General features: G+C 70.2%; 16 protein-coding genes and 1 tRNA gene. 10 read left to right on the forward strand and 7 right to left on the reverse strand.

Going from position 1 to position 18,158, the window contains the following annotated elements; translation table 11 throughout:
- Positions 1-5 precede the first annotated feature (5 nt).
- The 7 genes from ACH34Q_RS17740 to ACH34Q_RS17770 all read left to right on the forward strand — a co-directional run bounded on the left by ACH34Q_RS17740 (position 6) and on the right by ACH34Q_RS17770 (position 7,500).
- Complete coding sequence (locus ACH34Q_RS17740) at positions 6-1,145, forward strand: DNA polymerase III subunit delta' (protein WP_395984056.1); 1,140 nt, start codon at positions 6-8, stop codon at positions 1,143-1,145.
- Between the two features lie 138 nt (positions 1,146-1,283).
- Positions 1,284-3,008: a S8 family peptidase gene (locus ACH34Q_RS17745; RefSeq protein ID WP_395984057.1), complete on the forward strand. Its 1,725-nt coding sequence runs from the start codon at positions 1,284-1,286 to the stop codon at positions 3,006-3,008.
- 103 nt (positions 3,009-3,111) lie between these two features.
- Positions 3,112-3,594: a low molecular weight protein-tyrosine-phosphatase gene (locus ACH34Q_RS17750; RefSeq protein ID WP_395984058.1), complete on the forward strand. Its 483-nt coding sequence runs from the start codon at positions 3,112-3,114 to the stop codon at positions 3,592-3,594.
- A gap of 3 nt (positions 3,595-3,597) precedes the next feature.
- Complete coding sequence (locus ACH34Q_RS17755) at positions 3,598-4,488, forward strand: fructosamine kinase family protein (protein WP_395984059.1); 891 nt, start codon at positions 3,598-3,600, stop codon at positions 4,486-4,488.
- A 187-nt stretch (positions 4,489-4,675) separates the two neighbouring features.
- Positions 4,676-5,698 carry a hypothetical protein gene (locus ACH34Q_RS17760; RefSeq protein WP_395984060.1) on the forward strand — a complete coding sequence of 341 codons (1,023 nt, stop codon included), beginning with the start codon at positions 4,676-4,678 and terminating at the stop codon, positions 5,696-5,698.
- A gap of 65 nt (positions 5,699-5,763) precedes the next feature.
- The gene (locus ACH34Q_RS17765) at positions 5,764-6,651 is read left to right on the forward strand and encodes a stage 0 sporulation family protein (protein ID WP_395984276.1); all 888 of its coding nucleotides are present in this window, start codon (positions 5,764-5,766) and stop codon (positions 6,649-6,651) included.
- Between the two features lie 6 nt (positions 6,652-6,657).
- Positions 6,658-7,500, forward strand: coding sequence for a GNAT family N-acetyltransferase (locus ACH34Q_RS17770; RefSeq protein WP_395984061.1), 843 nt, complete (start codon positions 6,658-6,660; stop codon positions 7,498-7,500).
- A 4-nt stretch (positions 7,501-7,504) separates the two neighbouring features.
- Here ACH34Q_RS17770 and ACH34Q_RS17775 read toward each other — a convergent pair whose 3' ends face one another.
- From ACH34Q_RS17775 to ACH34Q_RS17800, 6 genes are all read right to left on the reverse strand, one after another.
- A complete protein-coding gene (locus ACH34Q_RS17775; protein ID WP_395984277.1) occupies positions 7,505-8,422 on the reverse strand; it encodes a BTAD domain-containing putative transcriptional regulator in 918 nt (305 codons plus the stop codon).
- Between the two features lie 187 nt (positions 8,423-8,609).
- The gene (locus ACH34Q_RS17780; RefSeq protein ID WP_395984062.1) at positions 8,610-9,620 is read right to left on the reverse strand and encodes a hypothetical protein; all 1,011 of its coding nucleotides are present in this window, start codon (positions 9,618-9,620) and stop codon (positions 8,610-8,612) included.
- 243 nt (positions 9,621-9,863) lie between these two features.
- Positions 9,864-11,000, reverse strand: coding sequence for a fatty acid desaturase family protein (locus ACH34Q_RS17785; protein WP_395984063.1), 1,137 nt, complete (start codon positions 10,998-11,000; stop codon positions 9,864-9,866).
- 16 nt (positions 11,001-11,016) lie between these two features.
- Positions 11,017-12,075 carry a ferredoxin reductase gene (locus ACH34Q_RS17790; RefSeq protein WP_395984064.1) on the reverse strand — a complete coding sequence of 353 codons (1,059 nt, stop codon included), beginning with the start codon at positions 12,073-12,075 and terminating at the stop codon, positions 11,017-11,019.
- A gap of 178 nt (positions 12,076-12,253) precedes the next feature.
- A complete protein-coding gene (locus ACH34Q_RS17795) occupies positions 12,254-12,934 on the reverse strand; it encodes a DUF427 domain-containing protein (RefSeq protein ID WP_395984065.1) in 681 nt (226 codons plus the stop codon).
- A gap of 49 nt (positions 12,935-12,983) precedes the next feature.
- Positions 12,984-14,618: a TlrC/CarA/OleB/SrmB family ABC-F type ribosomal protection protein gene (locus tag ACH34Q_RS17800; RefSeq protein ID WP_395984066.1), complete on the reverse strand. Its 1,635-nt coding sequence runs from the start codon at positions 14,616-14,618 to the stop codon at positions 12,984-12,986.
- 394 nt (positions 14,619-15,012) lie between these two features.
- Between ACH34Q_RS17800 and ACH34Q_RS17805 the strand changes: the two genes are divergently transcribed.
- Positions 15,013-16,539, forward strand: coding sequence for an alpha/beta hydrolase (locus tag ACH34Q_RS17805; RefSeq protein ID WP_395984067.1), 1,527 nt, complete (start codon positions 15,013-15,015; stop codon positions 16,537-16,539).
- Positions 16,540-16,597: 58 nt separating this feature from the next.
- A tRNA-Thr gene (locus tag ACH34Q_RS17810) sits at positions 16,598-16,673 on the forward strand.
- 129 nt (positions 16,674-16,802) lie between these two features.
- On the opposite strand, the gene ACH34Q_RS17815 is transcribed toward ACH34Q_RS17810, so the two are convergent.
- Positions 16,803-17,468 carry a DUF1361 domain-containing protein gene (locus tag ACH34Q_RS17815; RefSeq protein WP_395984068.1) on the reverse strand — a complete coding sequence of 222 codons (666 nt, stop codon included), beginning with the start codon at positions 17,466-17,468 and terminating at the stop codon, positions 16,803-16,805.
- Positions 17,469-17,700: 232 nt separating this feature from the next.
- Here ACH34Q_RS17815 and ACH34Q_RS17820 point away from each other — a divergent pair, with 232 nt between their 5' ends.
- Complete coding sequence (locus tag ACH34Q_RS17820) at positions 17,701-18,114, forward strand: DUF3592 domain-containing protein (RefSeq protein WP_395984069.1); 414 nt, start codon at positions 17,701-17,703, stop codon at positions 18,112-18,114.
- Positions 18,115-18,158 lie beyond the last annotated feature (44 nt).

Raw genomic sequence — 18,158 nt, forward strand, 5'->3', positions numbered from 1 at the left:
GGCCCATGAGTGTGTGGGATGACCTGGTGGGGCAGGGGCCTGTGACCGGGCAGTTGCGTTCTGCTGTCGATACCGACGGCAAGATGGCGCATGCCTGGTTGTTCACCGGGCCGCCCGGGGCGGGGCGTTCGGCGGCGGCGCGGGCTTTCGCCGCGGCGCTGCAGTGCCAGGAGAGTCCGCGTGGGTGCGGGCACTGCCCGTCCTGCCATCAGGTGCTCCAGGGCACGCATGCCGATCTTGAGATCGTCCGGCCGGCGGGGCTGTCGTACGGGGTGAAGGAGACGCGGGCGCTGGTGCTGCGCGCGTCGTCGGCGCCGAGTGGCGGGCGCTGGCAGATCGTGCTGTTCGAGGACGCGGACCGTGCGACCGAGGGGGCCGCGAACGCGTTGCTGAAGGCGATCGAGGAGCCGCCGCCGCGGACGGTGTGGTTGCTCTGTACGCCGTCGCCGGAGGATCTGCTGGTGACCATCCGGTCGCGGTGCCGGCTGGTCACGTTGCGGACGCCGCCGGTGGCGGCCGTGGCCGAGGCGCTGGTGCTGCGGGACGGGGTGGACGCGGAGACGGCGGAGACCGTGGCGCGGGCCGCGCAGGGGCACATCAGCCGGGCGCGGCGGCTGGCCTCGGATCCGGATGCGCGGCGTCGGCGGGCCGAGGTGATGGCGATTCCGCGCCGGCTGACCGGGGTGGGGCCCGCGGTGATGGCCGCGGACGCTCTGGTGGAGGCGGCCAAGGCGGAGGCCAAGGCGATGGCCGATGAGCTGAACGAGTCGGAGACCGGCGCGATGCGGCAGGCGCTCGGGGAGAGCGCCAAGGGACGGATGCCGCGCGGTACGGCCGGGGTGCTGAAGGATCTGGAGGCGCGGCAGAAGTCGCGGGCGACCCGGGTGACGCGGGACTCGCTCGATCGGGCGCTGCTCGACCTCGCCTCGTACTACCGGGACGTGCTGACGCTGCAACTGGGTGCGGGGTCGGAACTGGTCAACACGGAGCTGGGGGCCGAGCTGCGGACGGCGGCGGCCCAGGGGTCGGCGGAGGCCACCCTGCTCCGGCTGGACGCGATCATGGACTGCCGGGAACGGCTCGGGGCGAACGTGAATCCGCTGCTGGCCGTGGAGGCCCTGACGCTGGCACTGCGCACCTCATGAGGCAAGGAAGGTGATCTTGCCAACAGTGGGTCTTTCTTTTTGTTACTTATCCGTACACATCTCTCAACATCAACACGCGTAGCGTCTCCTGGCTGGGTCCATAAAACGGGCCCATCCCCCCAAACCAGGAGGTGTGCATTGCGGCGCGCCATCATCACAGCCGCGGCCGCTTGTGCCGTCGTCACCACGACGGCACTCGCGCTCCCCGCTGCGGCAGCACCGAGCCAGGCCCGTGAACCGGGCAAGGCCTCGGAGTACGTCGTCCTCTACAAGGACGGCGCTTCCCTCGACCAGGCCCGGGCCGCCGTGAAGGCGGCCGGAGGCACGATCGTTCGCGAGAACACCGATGTGGGCGTGGCCACGGTCACATCGTCGAACGCGCGGTTCGCGGCGCTCGCCGGACGGCAGGGCGCGCTCGACGGCGCCGCGTCCAACCGCGTGATCGGCAAGGCTCCCAAGACCCCCGGCGCTCCCGCCGGCAAGGGCGTCGAGGCCGAGGCCGGTACGCAGGGTCCCGTCCAGGTGAAGAAGCCGGGCCGGGGCGAGGAGCCGCTGGCCGGCGTCCAGTGGGACATGAAGCAGATCAACGCGACCGCCAGGGGCTCGTACCGGGTGGAGCCGGGCGACCGCCGCGTGCTGGTCGGCGTCATGGACACCGGTGTGGACGGTGATCACCCCGACATCAAGCCCAACTTCAACCAGAAGCTGAGCCGCAACTTCACCGTCGACATCCCCGCCGACGCCAACGGCGAGCCGGTGGACGGGCCGTGCGAGGACGAGCCGGACAAGTCCTGTAACGACCCCAACAACGTGGACGAGAACGAGCACGGGACGCATGTGGCCTCCACCATCGCCTCGCCCCGCAACGGGCTGGGCATGGCCGGTGTCGCGCCGAACGTGTCGCTCGTCAACCTGCGGGTCGGCCAGGACTCGGGCTACTTCTTCCTGCAGCCGACCGTGGACGGGCTGACGTACGCCGCCAAGAACGGCGTCGATGTGGTCAACATGAGCTACTACATCGACCCGTGGCTGTTCAACTGCGCGACGAACCCGGCTGACTCGCCCGCCGACCAGGCGGAACAGCGGGTCATCATCGAGGCCACGCAGCGCGCGCTCGACTTCGCGCACAAGCGCGGCGTCGCGCTGGTCGCGGCGGCGGGCAACGAGCAGATCGACTACACCAAGACCAACCAGGACTCCTCCAGCCCCGACTTCGCGTCGGAGCCGGGCGAGGCACCGTACGAGCGGACCGTCCCGGCGAGCTGCATCTCGATGCCGTCCGAGGGTGAGAACGTGATTCCGGTCTCCTCGACCGGCATCAGCACCCGCAAGGCGTTCTACTCCAGCCACGGCAACGGGTACGTCGCGGTGGCGGCCCCCGGCGGCGACAAGGTCGACACGCCCGACGGCAAGCCGGACGACCGGCGCGGCATCTGGGCCGCCTACCCCGAGTCGATCGCCCGCGAGCGCGGCGAGCTCAACCCGGACGGCACGCCCAACACCGCCCGCGTGCTGCGCGACTGCAAGGGCGGGACCTGCGCGTACTACCAGTCGATCCAGGGCACCTCGATGGCCTCGCCGCACGCGGCCGGTGTCGTCGCCCTGATCGTCAGCAAGTACGGCAAGAAGGACCGCGCGACCGGCGGCCTGACGCTGGACGCGCGGGTCTCGGAGCAGATCCTGCGCCGCACGGCCAACGCCAAGGCGTGCCCGAGCCCGAACACGGTCGAGTACGTCTGGTACCGGCTGGAGGACGGCAAGTGGGTCAAGTACACCTCCACGCAGACGTGCGAGGGGTCCAAGTCCCGCAACGGGTTCTTCGGTGACGGCATCATCGACGCGCTGAGCGCCGTACGGCGTTGAGCACGGTCACGCTGGTACACGTTCGCTAGCAGTGGTGTGGCTCCCGGTCCGGATCTCCGGCCGGGGGCCACAGCGCTTTTGATGAGTCGGGCAGGATGGAGTCATGTCGTACCGCGTCACGTTCGTCTGCACGGGCAACATCTGCCGCTCTCCGATGGCCGAGTGGGTCCTTCGCCACCATGTGGACGAGGAGGGGCTGGACGTCGAGGTGGACAGCTCCGGTACGGGCAACTGGCATGTGGGGGACGACGCCGACTCCCGTACGGTGCAGGCCCTCATGCGCGCCGGATACCGGTCGGCGCACATCGCGCGGCAGTTCGAGGCCGCCAGGTTCGGCGCGTACGACCTGGTCATCGCGCTGGACAAGGGACACGCCCGGGCGCTGCGCGCGATGGCACCGGACGAGGGGGCGCGGCGGAAGATCCGGCTGCTGCGCGAGTTCGATCCTGCGGCCGACCCGGGTGACCTGGACGTTCCCGACCCGTACTACGGCGACCGCGCCGACTTCGATCATGTGCTGGAGCTGGTCGAGGCGGCCATGCCGGGCCTGCTCGACGAGATCCGCGCGGCGCTCAAGGCGGGCTGAGCCGTGCCGCGCCCGGCTCCGGAACGGATCGCGCGGCTGGTCGGCGGCGGCGCGGAGGTCGAGTCGATCTCCGACCTCGGTTCCAGCCACTCCTGGACGCTGCACCGCGCGGCCCTCGCCGGCGGCCGCGAGATCTTCGTGAAGGCCGCGTCCGGCGCGGACGGCGGCAGTGGCGGCGGTGGCGTGTTCGCGGCGGAGGCGGCCGGGCTGCGCTGGCTGGCCGAGGGAGGCGGGCCGGAACCGCCCGTACCGGAGGTCCTAGCGGCCGACGACCAGCTGCTGATCCTGCCGTGGCTGCCGCCCGGCGCGCCCACCCCGGAGGCGGCCGAACGGCTCGGGCGCGAGCTCGCGGTGCTGCACTCGTCCTCGCCGCCCGCCGCGTACGGAGCGCCCTGGGACGGCTTCATCGCCGATCTGCCGCTCGACAACACGCAGGTGGAGGGCGAGTGGGCGGGCTGGTACGCGGAGCGGCGCCTGGTGCCGTTCCTGCGGCGCGGTTCACGTACCCTCGGCCGGGACGGGGTACGGCTGGTCGAGCGGGTCATCGAGGAGATCGATGCCCTGGCGGGACCGCCGGAGCCGCCGAGCCGCATCCATGGCGATCTGTGGTCCGGGAACGTCCTGTGGACGGGCGGGAGGGGCGTTCTCATCGACCCGGCGGCGCACGGCGGGCACCGGGAGACCGACCTGGCCATGCTGGCGCTTTTCGGCGCTCCGTCACTGGATCGGATCGTCGCCGCCTACGATGAAGCCCTGGCCCTCGCGGACGGCTGGCGGGAACGCGTACCGCTGCACCAGCTGCACCCGTTACTGGTGCATGTGGCACTGTTCGGCGGGGGTTACCGGGCACGGACGGTCGAGGCCGCCCGGGCGGCGCTCGCGGTGGCCCGCTGATCCGGGTACCGGCTCGGGACCGGTTCGGGGATCTGGTTCACTTCGACTTGGTAACTCCGCAATCATGGCTGTTTGTCGCAGGGAAGATGAGATAGAAACGACGAGTCACTGAGCCAGCACGGGCACTGAGCCAGCACGGGGCATTGAACGGGGCCGGACGAGAAAGGGCGGGTGCGGCGTAACCCCTATGGACGGCAAGCACAAGGAACCGGGTCCTGCCTCGGAAAAGAAGGTCGGCAAGGCCGTACGAGGCCTCGTCCCCATCGCCATCGCCTCATGCGCGGCGCTGGCGATCGGTGGCGCCGTGGACGTCGTCCACCAGCACCAGAAGTCCGGCAAAAAGGAACGGTCCGCTACGGCGGCCGCCAAGAACGATGAGACCGGCCCGCGCTTCGTGGTCGGCGTCCGCACGAAGGGCACCGCCCTGGTCGTCCGGGACGTCCGTACGGGACACGATGTCGGCCTCCCCGTGGCGGCTCCTCAGGGCCAGCGCTTCCAGCGCGTGGCGGCGGCGGGCGAACGCTCGTACATCGTGGCCACCGGCGCGGGCAAGCAGGTCACCTTCCAGCGGCTCGAGTTGAAGAAGGACGGCAGTCCCGAAGCACTTGAGGCGCTGCCGGAGGCCACCGTCACCGGTGTCTCGACCGCATGGTCGGACCTGGCCGTCGGCCCGAAGGGCGAGCAGATCGCGTACGTGACGTACCAGCGCGGTGGCGGCAGCAAGGTGGACGTCGTGTCCGCCAAGGGCGGCGGCCACAAGGCCTGGACGTCCGCGATCCCGGCCCGTGTCGGCAACCTGTCCTGGGCCGGTACGACGCTGTCGTTCGTCTACACGCCGGTGAAGAAGGCCGCGGGGAAGACCGTTCACCAGGTCCGGACCCTCGACACCAACGCCGCCGCCGGTGATCTGAAGGTCAGCGAGCCGGTGCTGAAACTGCCGGCGGGCTCCACGACCGCGGTGCTGAGCCGCGACGGCGCCAGCGTGCTGTCGGCCGTCTTCCAGAACGGCCAGGTCACGATGCAGGCGTACGCGGCGGCCACCGGCCGTCCCGCCAAGGTGCTGTGGACGCGCAAGGCGCCGGGCACGCCGTCGCGGCTGGATCTCGACCACTCCGGCGAGCATCTGCTGGCCGCCGGGAGCGACGGGCCGCTGTTCGGCTCGGGTCCCCAGTCCGTACCGGGAGAGGATCTTCTCGACGCCGCCTGGTGACGATCGTCCGGGGGAACGACGTAGGGTGGCCCCACGAACCGGGCGAACGGAGCGAAACCGTGGGCATGGTGATGGCCGTCAGCTTCACCCGCTACGGACGCCTGTACTACCTGGACCCCGGCTCGCACTCCCCTCGCGTCGGCGACCGCGTGCTCGTCCCGACCGACTCCGGGCCCGAGGTCGCCGAATGCGTCTGGGCACCGCAGTGGGTCTCCGAGGACATCGACGGCCTGCCGGTGTGCGAGGGCCCCGCGACCGACGAGTTCCTGGAACGGGACGAGCAGAACCGGCGGCGCCGGGCCGAGGGCCGCTCCATCGCCAAGCGGCTGATCCGCAAGCACGAGCTGCCGATGAAGGTGATCGGGGTCGACTACCTCGACACCGACGGCGTCTTCAAGATCTACTTTTCGGCACCGCACCGGGTCGACTTCCGCGCGCTCGTCCGCGACCTCGCCCGCAACATCAAGGCCCGCGTCGAGCTGCGCCAGGTGGGCCCGCGCGACGAGGCGCGCCTGCAAGGGGGCATCGGCCCCTGCGGGCGGGACCTGTGCTGCGCGACGTTTCTCAAGGACTTCGAGCCGGTCTCGGTACGGATGGCCAAGGAGCAGGACCTGCCCGTCAACCCGCTGCGCATCGCCGGTGCCTGCGGCCGCCTGATGTGCTGCCTCAAGTACGAGCATCCGCTGTACGTCAAGGCGCACGAGCGGATGCCCGCACTGGGCGCGCGCGTGGACACTCCCAGTGGCCCGGGCCAGGTCGTCGGACGCAACGTCCCATCGGATAGCGTCAGCGTCCGCCTCAACAGCGGGGGCCGTTGCTCGTGCCCGTCCGCGTCCGTCTGCTCTCCACGGCAGCAGCACGAGACGATGTACGGGAACGGCTCGGACGGTGCTGAGGGCACAGACGGCTCGGCTGGCACGGATGGCTCGGATCGCGCGGATGAACAGGGATAGATGCGGATGCTCGACGTACCGGTCAGGCGCCTCAAAGTCGAGGACGACCTGACGGACTGCTTGAACCTTGCCCAGGACAGGTCCTGGGCACGCGAAGAGAACAAGTGGCGGCTGCTCTTCGCCATCGGCGACGTGTACGGGATCGACGACCCCGAGCATGGTGGCCTCGCCGGAACGGTCGTGTCCACGCCGTACGGCCGGGACGTCTCCGCCATCAGCATGGTCCTCGTCGCCAAGCGCCACGAGCGGCGCGGGATGGGCGGCCGGTTGATGCGCCACGTGATGGAGAACAGCGGCACCGCGAGCGCCTGCCTGACGGCCACCGACTACGGGCGCGTCCTGTACGAGCGGCTCGGCTTCCGTACGGTCGGCCAGTGCACCGCCTACACGGGCGAGTTGTCCGAACTACCCGAGCCCCGCGTCGAGTCGCCCCGCGTGGAGCCCGTCGACATGCCCGCGATCCTCGCCCTCGACACCGAGGTCTTCGGCGCGCCCCGTACCGAGCTCTACCAGCACTTCCCGGACTTCGCGGAGGTCTTCCGCGCCGTCCGCGACTCGGGCCCGGGTGGCCTCGCGGGCTTCGGCGGCGCGTGGCACAACGGCGACCAGCTCATCATCGGCCCGGTCATCGCGCGGGACGCCACGACGGCATTGGGCCTCGTCGAATCCCTGGCCCGGACGACCGGGCAGGTGCGGCTGGACGTCGACCACCGGCATCCCGAGCTGCGGGAGTGGGCCGTGGAACGCGGACTCGAACCCCTCTTCAGTACGGCGGTCATGGAGTACGGGGAGCCGATCAGCGGCGACCCGTCCCGCATGTTCGTCCCGGTGATGCAAGCCCTCGGATAGCGCGTCAGCAGCCGGGACAGCCGGGGCGCCGGGGCCCGCCCGACCCTCGCCGCCTGTACGGGCGGCGGGAGCCCGGTACGGCACCGGTACACGTTCGGCTGCGCAGGCTTCCAGGCGACGAGCGCTGCGTTGACGTGGCCGGCTTCGGCGGGGTCGGGGACACCGCCCGTACGTACATCGCGGGATCGTCGCGCAGGATGGCCTCGTACAGCTCCCGCAGCTCGTGTCCCGGTTCCACGCCGAGTTCCTCCGCGAGGATGCGGCGGCCGTCGCGGTAGGCGCCGATCGCCTCGCCCTGCCGGCCGGCCCGTACCAGGGCCGTCATCAACAGGGCACGCATCCGTTCCCGGAACGGATGCGCGGCGACCGGCTCGATGAGCGCGCCGATGAGCTCGTGATGGCGGCCGAGAGCCAGGTCCACCTCCGCTGCCTCCTCGGTGACGGTCAGCCACAGCTCCTCCCAGCGCAGCGCGCCCGCCGCGATGAGCGTCCGGTCCAGGCCCGCGAGAACGGGCCCGTGCCAGAGCGCCAGCACGCCGTGGAAGAGCTCGGCGGCCTCCCTCATGTGCCCGACTTTCGCGGCGCGGCGGGCCCGTACGACCTGCTCTTCGGCCGTACGGGCGTCCAGGGACCCGGCGTGGGAGGGGATCCGGTAACCCGGCCGTACGGTCTCGATCACCTGATGCGCGCAGCCCGCGTCCCGGAACGCCCGCCGCAGGCCGGACACGGCGATGGCGATCTGCGTACGGGCCGACGCGGGCGGGCGCTCGTCCCAGACGGCCTCCACCAGGCGGTCGACCGACACGACACGGTCCGGCTCCAGCAGCAGCGCGGCCAGGACGAGCCGTGCCCTGGTGCCGCCGAGGTCGACCTGCCCGCCGTGCCGTCCCTCCGCCCGCAGCGGTCCCAAGATCTGAAACATCACGCGGTCCGTCACCCTCTCCGTCGCGGTGGCTGCGCTGACGATCTCGCGGGGTGTGCTGCGCCGGGCACCAGAGTGGCCTCGGTGCCCGCAGAAGGTTAGACACCGATTCGCGCCGGAGGTTCGCGCTTTTGTCGGCTGAACCGTTTCCGCTCTGTTCAGAACAGGGAAAGTCCAGGTCAGAGGCCTAGGTCGGGCACTGCTTGGTGACCGCCGGGTCCGGGTGACGGGCGACATGAAGCGCCGACGCGGGCACGTACCCCCACCCGTTCAGCTCGGGCCGCCCGGTGGCCCGGTCACCCTGCGTGTAGTACCAGACGTCGTTCCCGCCCTGGTGCCGCTCGCCGCGTACCCAGCAGATGAACCAGCTGGGGTCGGTGTCCAGCACGGCGACCTTGGTGCCCGATGCGGCCTCCAGGTAGACGTCCGTACCGGGCTGGTTAGGGCACTGGTACAGATGCGCCCAGGTGCGCTTGGTCCGGGTGTCGTCGATGGTGCCCCGAAGGTACTGGCAGCTCGTCGCCGGATTCGAGCGGGTCTTCGGCGGTGCGGCCACGAACGCGACGATCCCCGCCGACAGCGCCGCCGCGACGACCACGACCCCGATGACCGCGTACCTGCGGCCGTGCACCGCCCGCCTCCCAGCAGTGTCCCGTTCCGCCCCGTCCTTTTCCCCGTCACACAAGCCGGAGCCCACCGGCGCCGCGATCACGTCTCGCGCTGTCCCGCTCGCAGCCCCGCGCCTAGCGGGTCCTTCTTCAGGAGCGGTATCCCCTTCGGGGGCGCTCGCCGCCCCAGAGCCGGACTCGCGCACGGCGGCGTCCGCCACATCGTCAGGGGCCGTTGCTTCAGCGCCTGTTGCCGGCTCGGCCGCGGGGACCGGCGCGGTCTCGGGGGACTGGTCCAGGCGCTTCCACTGCTCTGTCCAGCGGACGAGTTCGCCTTCGGTGTCCGGCCAGTCGCGGTAGCGCAGGCAGGCCTCGGCGAACCGGGCCGTGGCCGTTTCCGGTGGTCTGGTCAGCGGGTTGCGGCCGATGAGATTGGACACGGCGGCGGGAGACAGGCCAGGGGTGCGTCCGCACAGGGCCCGGTACTTCGGCGTCCCGCACCATTCGTACAGCGCGCGGAGTGCGCCGGTGAACTCGGACCAGGAGGCCGCGTTCTCGGGAGCCGGAGGCGCGGGACGTGCGGGAGGCATGGGAGCGGTGTCGGGCAATGCACTCTCCTGAGGACAGGCGGGTGATGCCCATTGTGACCAAAGGAAGGGTGCGGCGCTGCTGTACGTGACGTGCCGCCGTCCCGTGAGCTGGGACGACGGCACGCAATCCCCCCGAAACCGCGCGCCCCCGAAACCGCGCGGCCCCTGAAAACACGCAGTCCGTGAAACCGCCCGGCCTCCGGAAACCGCCCGGGTTCCGGCGCGGCGGACCCGGGCGGTCGTTCAGGCGGTCGTTCCGGCGGGCACGGGCTGGTCGGGCACGGGCCGGTCGGCGCGAGGCCGGGGCTTGGCCACGATGCCGCGGGGGCCGGGGAACGCGTAGCGGACGATCTTCTTCCAGGTGCTGCCGACCTGCTTGGCCAGGGGGCCGGTGTGGTACGGCAGGTCGTACTTCTCGCACAGCTCGCGGATCCGGGGCGCGATCTCGGCGTAGCGGTTGCTGGGCAGGTCGGGGAAGAGGTGGTGCTCGATCTGGTGGCTGAGGTTGCCGCTCATCAGGTGCAGCAGCCGGCCGCCGCTGATGTTGACCGAGCCCAGCAGCTGCCGGACGTACCATTCGCCCTTGGTCTCGCCGTCGAGCCGTTCCTCCTCGAACACCTCGACGTCGCCGGGGAAGTGCCCGCAGAAGATGATCATGTGGGCCCAGACGTTGCGGGCCACGTTGGCGGTGAAGTTGGCGGCCAGCGTGCTGGCGAACTGGGGACCGCTCAGCAGCGGGAACGCCAGATAGTCCTTGCCCCACTGCCGGCGGATCTTGCGTCCGATCGCGCGCAGCTTGGCCTTGGTCTCCTCCGGGTCGTTCGTGCCCTCCCGGATCTTGTCCAGCTCCAGGTCGTGCACCGCGACGCCGTACTCGAAGAACATCGCCAGCAGCAGGTTGTAGACCGGCTGCGGCAGGTTGGCCGGATGCCACTCCTGTTCGGGGGCGACCCGCAGGACGCCGTAGCCGACGTCGTTGTCCATGCCGAGGATGTTGGTGAACGTGTGGTGCACGAAGTTGTGCGAGTGCTTCCACTGCTCGGCGGGCGAGACGTTGTCCCATTCCCAGCTGGTGGAGTGGATCTTGGGATCGCGCATCCAGTCCCACTGGCCGTGCATGACGTTGTGCCCGATCTCCATGTTCTCCAGGATCTTGGCCACGGCCAGCGTGGTCGTCCCGGCGATCCAGGCGGGCGGCAGCGAGGACGCCATCAGCAGGGCGCGGCCGCCGATCTCCAGCCCGCGCTGCCAGCGGATGACCCGGTGGATGTACGCGGCGTCGGTCTCGCCCCGGTCGGCGACGATCTCCTCGCGGAGGGCGTCCAGTTCGCGGGCGATCGATTCGTAGTCGGCCCGGGTGAGATGCGAGATGTCGGTCATGTCGTGCTCCCCTCCTTCACAGCTCGATCCGTACGGGTCCGGCGGCGGCCGAGACGCAGGTCTGGATCAGGTGGCCCTCCTCGCCGTGCACCTCGCCGGTGCGCAGGTCACGGACCTGGCCCGCGTGCAACCGGCCGACGCAGCTGTAGCAGATGCCCATCCGGCAGCCGCTGGGCAGCAGCGCGCCGGCGCTCTCGCCGGCTTCCAGCAGCGGCGTCCCTCCGGCGGCGTCGGTCTCGACACCGCTGACGGTGAACGTGACGCGCCCGCCCTCCGCGTCGCCGGTGCCCTTCAGATCGGGCTGGAAACGTTCGATGTGCAGTGGACGCGCGGCCTCGGCCCAGTGCGCGGAGATCTCCTCCAGCATCCCCGCCGGCCCGCAGGCCCAGGTCTCGCGTTCGGCCCAGTCGGGGCAGAGGTCGTCCAGCTCGGCGGGCTTGAGCCGCCCCTCGTCGGCAGTGTGCCGCTCGTACAGCCGCAGGCCGGAAACCCGCGCCAGTTCGCGCAGCTCGGCCCCGAAGATCACCTCGTCGGGTGTACGGGCCGAATGGATCAGCATCACGCCGGGCAGCGCACCGGGCATCGTGCCGTCCAGATGGCGCAGCATCGCCATCACGGGCGTGATCCCGCTGCCCGCCGTCAGGAACAGGATCCGGTCCGGAACGCGGTCGGGCAGGACGAAATCCCCGTCCGCGGGCGCGATCCGGATGATCGTTCCGGGCGTGATCGCGTGCACCAGATGCCGGGACACCCGGCCGCCGGCCTTGACCGTGATCGTCAGCCGGCCGTCGGAACGGGGCGGCGAGGACAGCGAGAACGTCCGCCAGTGCCGGACGCCGTCCAGGTCCACGCCGATCTTGAGCCACTGCCCGGGACGGTGCCCGGTCCAGGCCGTTCCGGGCCTGATCAGCAGGGACGCCACGCCGGGCGCCTCGTGCCGTACGGCCTCGATCCGGCCGCGCGGATCGGCACCGGACCAGAGCGGGTTGATCAGTGCGAGGTAGTCCTCGGGCAGCAGCGGTGTGGTCAGCCGGCGCACGGCGCCGGACAGCCGCTGTCGCATCGGAGTGCTCAAAACGGGCCTCCCCCGGGGCGCGGTAACTTACTCTTCCGTAACCTACGGTTGCGTAGGTCCAGAGGGAAGGGCTCCCGGGCGAAAGCGACGGGCATCACACCATCGCACGATGTAACATCGCGCGGTGTAATGCCCGTTGATAAAGCGTGTGCCGCCGTTTGTCAGGTCTCGCGACCCGTCAGGTCTCGCGGCGGACGCCGTCGACGAACACCTCGACCTTCTCGTCGTAGAAGCACACCAGCCCCGCCACGTTCCGGCTCTCCGGGAGCGGCGTCGCGTACGACCAGGCCAGGTCCTCGTGGCCCAGCACCGACCAGTACTGCGCGTCCCCCTTGTACGGGCAGCGCGTGACCGTGTCCGTCGGCTCCAGCAGGTCCATCCGCACGTGCGTCTTCGGCAGGTAGTAACGCACGGGCAGCCCCGTCTCGAACAGCATCCGGGGACTGCTCGACTCCGCCACCGTCACCCCGTCCACCTCGACCCGTACATGCCGGGACGAGGCGAGCACATCGACCCGGGTGTGCGGATCGCGCGGATGGACGAACACCTCCTCGTCCTCCTCGAACCAGGCGTCCATCGCGTCCCAGTCGATCCGTACCAGCTCGGGCAGGTCGGCGCGGCGCCGCGCGGCACCCTCCGCCCGTGCCCCGTCGACCGTGACCGTGTACGTGGTGGCGTCCCCGTCGGAACGCTCGTCGGTCAGCTCCGCTCGTACGTCGGAGACCGGAATGTAGTACGTCGGGTAGTACGGGATCTCCCAGACGAGCGACGGCCGCGTGGTGTCGGCGACCAGCCGCCCGCCCAGGTATGCCCGAACCCTCTTGGCGCCCTGCTCGACGCGCGGTTGTGTAGAGCCCATGTCCGGGCAACAACGCCGGCCCGTTCCCTCATCCGGATTCGCGGACCGATCAGGCCGCGATGAGGTCGGCGACCCGGCCGTCCCGCAACTCCAGGCGCGAGCCGGTGAAACGGGACCGCAACCGGCGATCATGGGTGACCACCACCACCGCGCCTCCGTACCCGGCCAGTGCCTCCTCCAGTTCCTCCACGAGCGCCGGGGACAGGTGGTTGGTCGGCTCGTCCAGTAGCAGCAGGTCCACGGGATCGCTGACCAGCCGCGCCAGCTCGATCCTGCGCCGCTGGCCGTACGACAGCTCACCGATGCGCAACCGCAGGTCTGCCGGACGGAACAGGCCGAGCGAGAGCAACTCGTCGGCATACGCCTCCGCCGCACCCGGACGTCCCTCCGCGAACGCCTGGAGCACCGTTAGCCCTGGCCCCCAGGCCGTCTCCTCTTGGCGCAGGTATCCGACCCGGCCGGACACGCGTACGGTCCCGGCGTCCGGCTGTAGTTCACCGGCGAGGACGCGCATGAGTGTGGTCTTGCCGGCGCCGTTCGGGCCGGTGACCAGCAACCGTTCCCCGGCCTGGACGCGCAGTTCCGGCAGGTGGAGCCGCTCGTCCACCCGTACGCCGTCGAGTTCGGCGGGCAGCCCGGTGGCCTCGCCGGTCTCGGCGGCGATCCGCGCGGTGAAACGCAACGGATCCGGCGGCGGCGCCACAGGGTTGCTCGTCATGCGGTCCACCCGTTCCTTGGCGTTGCGGATCCGGCTCATCGCGCCGTGCCCCCGTCCTCGCGCGCGGAACGGACCGGCCGCGAAGACGGCCAGCGGCAGTTTGCGCGGGATGGCCTCCAGCCGTACGACGTTGGTCTCCACGAGCTTCCGGTTGCGCGCCAGGTCGGCCCGCCAGTCCTCGTACTCGCGCAGCCGCCGGCGGCGGGCCGCGGCCTTGGCGGCCAGGTAGCCGTCATAGCCGTTGCCGTAGCGCTCGACCGTGCCCGCACCGACCGTGCCCGCACCCACATCGAGGATCGTCGAGGTGATCCGTTCGAGGAACACCCGGTCATGGGTGATCGCGACCACGGTGCCGCGGTGGGCGCGCAGGTGCTGTTCCAGCCACGCCACGGCCTGGTCGTCCAGGTCGTTCGTCGGCTCGTCGAGCAGCAGCAACTCCGGCGCGGAGGCCAGCGTCGCCGCCAGTGCCAGCCGCGATCGCTCCCCGCCCGACAGCGTGCCGAGCGTCCGCTCGCGGTCCAGGCCGGGCAGTCCGAGCCCGTGCAGCGCGATGTCCACCCGGGAGTCGGCGCCGTAACCGTCGCGCGCCTCGTACCGTGCGAGCAGGTCGCCGTACGCCTCCAGGGTCTCCTCGGAAAGCTCGGCCTCGGCCTTCCTCAGCCGCGACTCGAGGTCGCGTACCTCGGCCAGCGCGAGATCGATGGCATCGCGAACGGTCGCGGCCGGGGGGAGATCGAGTGTCTGGGCCAGATATCCCACCCCACCGGGCGCCACCACCGTCACCTCCCCGTTGTCCGGCGCGATCCGTCCCGCGATGATCTTCAGGAGCGTGGACTTGCCGGAACCGTTGTCGCCGATGACACCGACCTTCTCTCCCGGCCCCACGGTCAGGGAGACGTGGTCGAGAACGACATGGTCGTCGTAGCGCTTGGTGATGTCGGTAAGGGTCAATTGGGCGGTACGCATAAGAGCGTCCTCCTGTTCCCGGCCCTGTCGAACGTAGATGGGCCGAACGTGAATGGGCCGAACGTGGACGGAACGAACGGAGAGGCCCGCGCACGGCAGACAGGCGGCCGCGGATGGCGGCCATGAGGGTGGGGGTGCGCGGACGGGCACGACGGCGGAGCCAGAGCTCAACGCGGCCGTGTGGCCATCACAGGAAGTAACGCATGTCCCGGAATGTAATGATCGTCCGCCGGCATGTCAAGATCCGATTCGCGGGCCGCCGGGGGCCGGGCCAAGCCGGCTCCCGGACGGCATCGAACGCGAATGCGGGCGGTGGCCGGAGCGCCGCTGGCCCTCGGATCCTCAGGAGACATAGCGTGGACCTTCCTGCCGGGACGACAGACGGGACGACCAGGTGCGCGCAACGAGGCTGATCGGCGTGACCATGGCGCTGACGCTGGCCACGATGGGATGCAGCGAGGCCGCTGAACGCCCCGAAGAGGCCACCAGCACGCCCGGGACGCCCCCGGCCGGAACGCCGGCGGGCCTGGACGTCTTCTACAAGCAGCGCCTGGCCTGGTCCGACTGCGGCGGCGGCTTCCAGTGCGCCAAGGCCGACGTTCCGCTCGACTACGCCAGGCCGGCCGGCGGGAAGGTCAGCCTCTCGCTCATCCGCCGTCCCGCGGAGAACAAGTCCAAGCGCATCGGCTCGCTGTTCACCAACCCCGGCGGCCCCGGCGGCTCCGGCGTCGACTTCCTCCGCCAGGCCGCCACCAGCTTCGGCAAGGACCTGCGCGAACGGTTCGACCTCGTCGGGTTCGATCCCCGCGGCGTGGCCGGCAGCGAACCCGTACAGTGCCTGAACGGTGGCCAGCTCGACACGTACTTCGCCACCGACTCCTCACCCGACGACCGGAAGGAGATCGACGCCCTGGCGGCCCAGAGCGAGAAGTTCGCCAAGGCCTGCCAGACCAAGTCCGCCGCCCTCCTTCCGTACGTCGGCACCCTCAACGCCGCCCGCGACATGGACGTCCTGCGCGCCGCGGTCGGCGACGACAAGATGACCTACTACGGCGCCTCGTACGGCACGTACCTCGGAGCCTTCTACGCGGAGCAGTTCCCCAAGAACGTCCGCGCGCTCGTCCTGGACGGGGCCGTCGACCCCAAGGAATCCTCCACGCAGATCCTCGTCGAACAGGCCAAGGGCTTCGAAACGGCGTTCCGCGCCTTCGCGGCCGACTGCGTCAAGAGCGCCGGCTGCCCCCTGGGCACGTCCGAGAACGCCGCCCTCGACAACATCTCGGCCCTGCTCGCCAAACTCGACAAGACCCCGCTGCCCCAGCGCCTCGACAGCCGCAAACTCACCGAATCCTGGGCCGCCACGGGCATCGCCGCCGCCCTCTACGCCAAGCAGACCTGGCCGGTCCTGCGCCAGGCCATCATCCAGGCCACCCAGCAGAACGACGGCACCCTCCTGATGACGCTCGCCGACCAGATGGTCGACCGCAAGAAGGACGGCACCTACAGCAACCAGGCCGCCGCCAACATGGCCGTCAACTGCGTCGACAAGCCCAACCCGGCCGACCTCGCCGCGTACGAGAAGTACGTGGACCAGAGCAAGAAGACCTCACCCCGCTTCGGCCCGTTCGTCGTCTGGGGCGGCCTCGCCTGCGTCTACTGGCCCGTCCAGACCGAGCAGCAGCCCAAGGCCACCACCGCCAATGGCTCGCCCCCCATCCTCGTCATCGGCACCACCCGCGACCCGGCCACCCCGTACAAGTGGTCCCAGAGCCTGGCCTCCCAGCTGCAGGCGGGCGTCCTGCTCACCCTGGAAGGCGACGGCCACACCGCCTACCTTCAGGCCAACCCCTGCATCAGCAAGGCCACCGACGACTACCTCGTCAACGCCAAGCCCCCCAAGGACGGCACCATCTGCCGCTGATGCACACCCACCCGCGAACACGCGGTAGACTTCTGCCCGCCGTACTCGTACGGCGAGCGCCGCCTTAGCTCAGTCGGTAGAGCGATTCACTCGTAATGAATAGGTCAACGGTTCGATTCCGTTAGGCGGCTCCACATCAAAGGGCCTCTCCCAAACCGGGAGGGGCCCTTTGGCTTACAGGCTTGCTGACAGCGGCGTTCAGGTGACGTCGCCATGACCCGAGCGAACACCTCCCTCCTCGGACCAAGGTCGAGGACGGGTTCTCAGCGGGCGCGGACCGTCTGCAGTTGGCGCGCGGCGCTCCTGGCCGCGTCCCGGGTGGCTTCAGCGATCGCCTTCGCCAGGAAGTGGCCCAGCCAGGTGACCAGGAAGACGGCCACGATCAGGATGGGTGCCCGGCTCCAGGTCAGGTGGACCACGATTCGTTCGAGTGCGCCGTGCGGGTCGACGACCGGTTCCCAGCTGTTGAGCCGAGCCCAGCGTCCCAGGAAGACCCCGAGGGCGCAGAGGGCATGCGCCGCGATCGTGACCCGGCCCTGCCACGCGCCCAGCCCGATCTGGATGAGATGGCGGCGGGCACCCGCCAGCGCGAGGTAATAGGCGAGGAAGCCCGAAGCGATGAAGGCGGCGTAAACAGGCAGGATGGCGGTCATCACGGGACCGCCACGGTCCGACAGGAGCACGTCGTTGCGGATGTGGACGATGTCGGTCACCACGTACGGGGCGTTGGGCAGGAACAGTACGAACAGCACGAGCCCCGCCCACCACAGCGGCGACCGCGACACCCGCCGCTCCGTACCACCGCCCCGGAACAGCCCCCAGGCCAGCGCGACCGGAATCCAGGCCAGCAGGGTGTTCCAGGCCATCCACATGGCATCACGGCGAAGGAGATCAGCAAGATTCGGTGCCACATGCTCCAGCAACCCCATGGCCTCCATCTTGCATCAGCAACGATCCGCCGTGGGCCCCTGAGCGCCAGACGTCGTTGGAGGACGTTCAGCGCGACCGTCTCAGCGGGTCGTCGTTGGTCGAGGTCGTCCTCCCTTGAGGACTCGTCAGGCGAGTTCAGGAGGAGATCTCGGCATGCCGGAGATCGCAGGGTCCCTGTAGCCTGCCGCGGGCGGGCCGGTCGATGGGCCTTGCGGGCGGCCGGGAGGTCTTGTGGACGAGTGGTCGTTCTTGATGGTCTGGGGAGTCGGCCTGATCCTGGCCGGGATCGTCCTGCTGATCAGGGCCAGGCTGTTCCGTGCCCGCGCGGTGCGCGTCTCTGGGCGGATCACCAAGCTCGACGTCTCGGTCGTGGAGAACGGGGCCAACGTCCGGGAGGCGACCGTCGAGTTCGTCACCGAGGACGGGCGCGAGATCACGACCAAGGCCGGCGACATCGGGAGGCAGCGCCTGCGCGAGGGCAGCCAGGTCAAAGTCCTGTACGACCCCAAGAAGCCCACGGTGGCCTATGTCGAAGGCACCTCGATGCGCGGCGGCTGGGTCGGCGGAGTCCTCATCGGTTTCGGGTTGTGCTTCTTGCTCGTCCCCGTCCTGATGCATTTCTTCGGCCCCGAAGGAACGATGTGAATGTGGTCATCTGTACCTCCTTTCTGTGGAATCTGCCCTGGCCA

It is taken from the genome of Actinomadura sp. 9N407 (assembly GCF_044326315.1).
Taxonomy (GTDB): Bacteria; Actinomycetota; Actinomycetes; order Streptosporangiales; family Streptosporangiaceae; genus Spirillospora.

What these genes read in the sequence shown, in the direction of transcription:
- ACH34Q_RS17765 (WP_395984276.1), top strand. Translation starts at nt 5,764, where the DNA reads ATGGTGATGGCCGTCAGCTTCACCCGCTACGGACGCCTGTACTACCTG.
- ACH34Q_RS17795 (WP_395984065.1), bottom strand. Translation starts at nt 12,934, where the DNA reads ATGGGCTCTACACAACCGCGCGTCGAGCAGGGCGCCAAGAGGGTTCGG.
- ACH34Q_RS17785 (WP_395984063.1), bottom strand. Translation starts at nt 11,000, where the DNA reads ATGACCGACATCTCGCATCTCACCCGGGCCGACTACGAATCGATCGCC.
- ACH34Q_RS17800 (WP_395984066.1), bottom strand. Translation starts at nt 14,618, where the DNA reads ATGCGTACCGCCCAATTGACCCTTACCGACATCACCAAGCGCTACGAC.
- ACH34Q_RS17740 (WP_395984056.1), top strand. Translation starts at nt 6, where the DNA reads ATGAGTGTGTGGGATGACCTGGTGGGGCAGGGGCCTGTGACCGGGCAG.
- ACH34Q_RS17770 (WP_395984061.1), top strand. Translation starts at nt 6,658, where the DNA reads ATGCTCGACGTACCGGTCAGGCGCCTCAAAGTCGAGGACGACCTGACG.
- ACH34Q_RS17815 (WP_395984068.1), bottom strand. Translation starts at nt 17,468, where the DNA reads ATGGGGTTGCTGGAGCATGTGGCACCGAATCTTGCTGATCTCCTTCGC.
- ACH34Q_RS17750 (WP_395984058.1), top strand. Translation starts at nt 3,112, where the DNA reads ATGTCGTACCGCGTCACGTTCGTCTGCACGGGCAACATCTGCCGCTCT.
- ACH34Q_RS17760 (WP_395984060.1), top strand. Translation starts at nt 4,676, where the DNA reads ATGGACGGCAAGCACAAGGAACCGGGTCCTGCCTCGGAAAAGAAGGTC.
- ACH34Q_RS17775 (WP_395984277.1), bottom strand. Translation starts at nt 8,422, where the DNA reads ATGTTTCAGATCTTGGGACCGCTGCGGGCGGAGGGACGGCACGGCGGG.
- ACH34Q_RS17780 (WP_395984062.1), bottom strand. Translation starts at nt 9,620, where the DNA reads ATGCCTCCCGCACGTCCCGCGCCTCCGGCTCCCGAGAACGCGGCCTCC.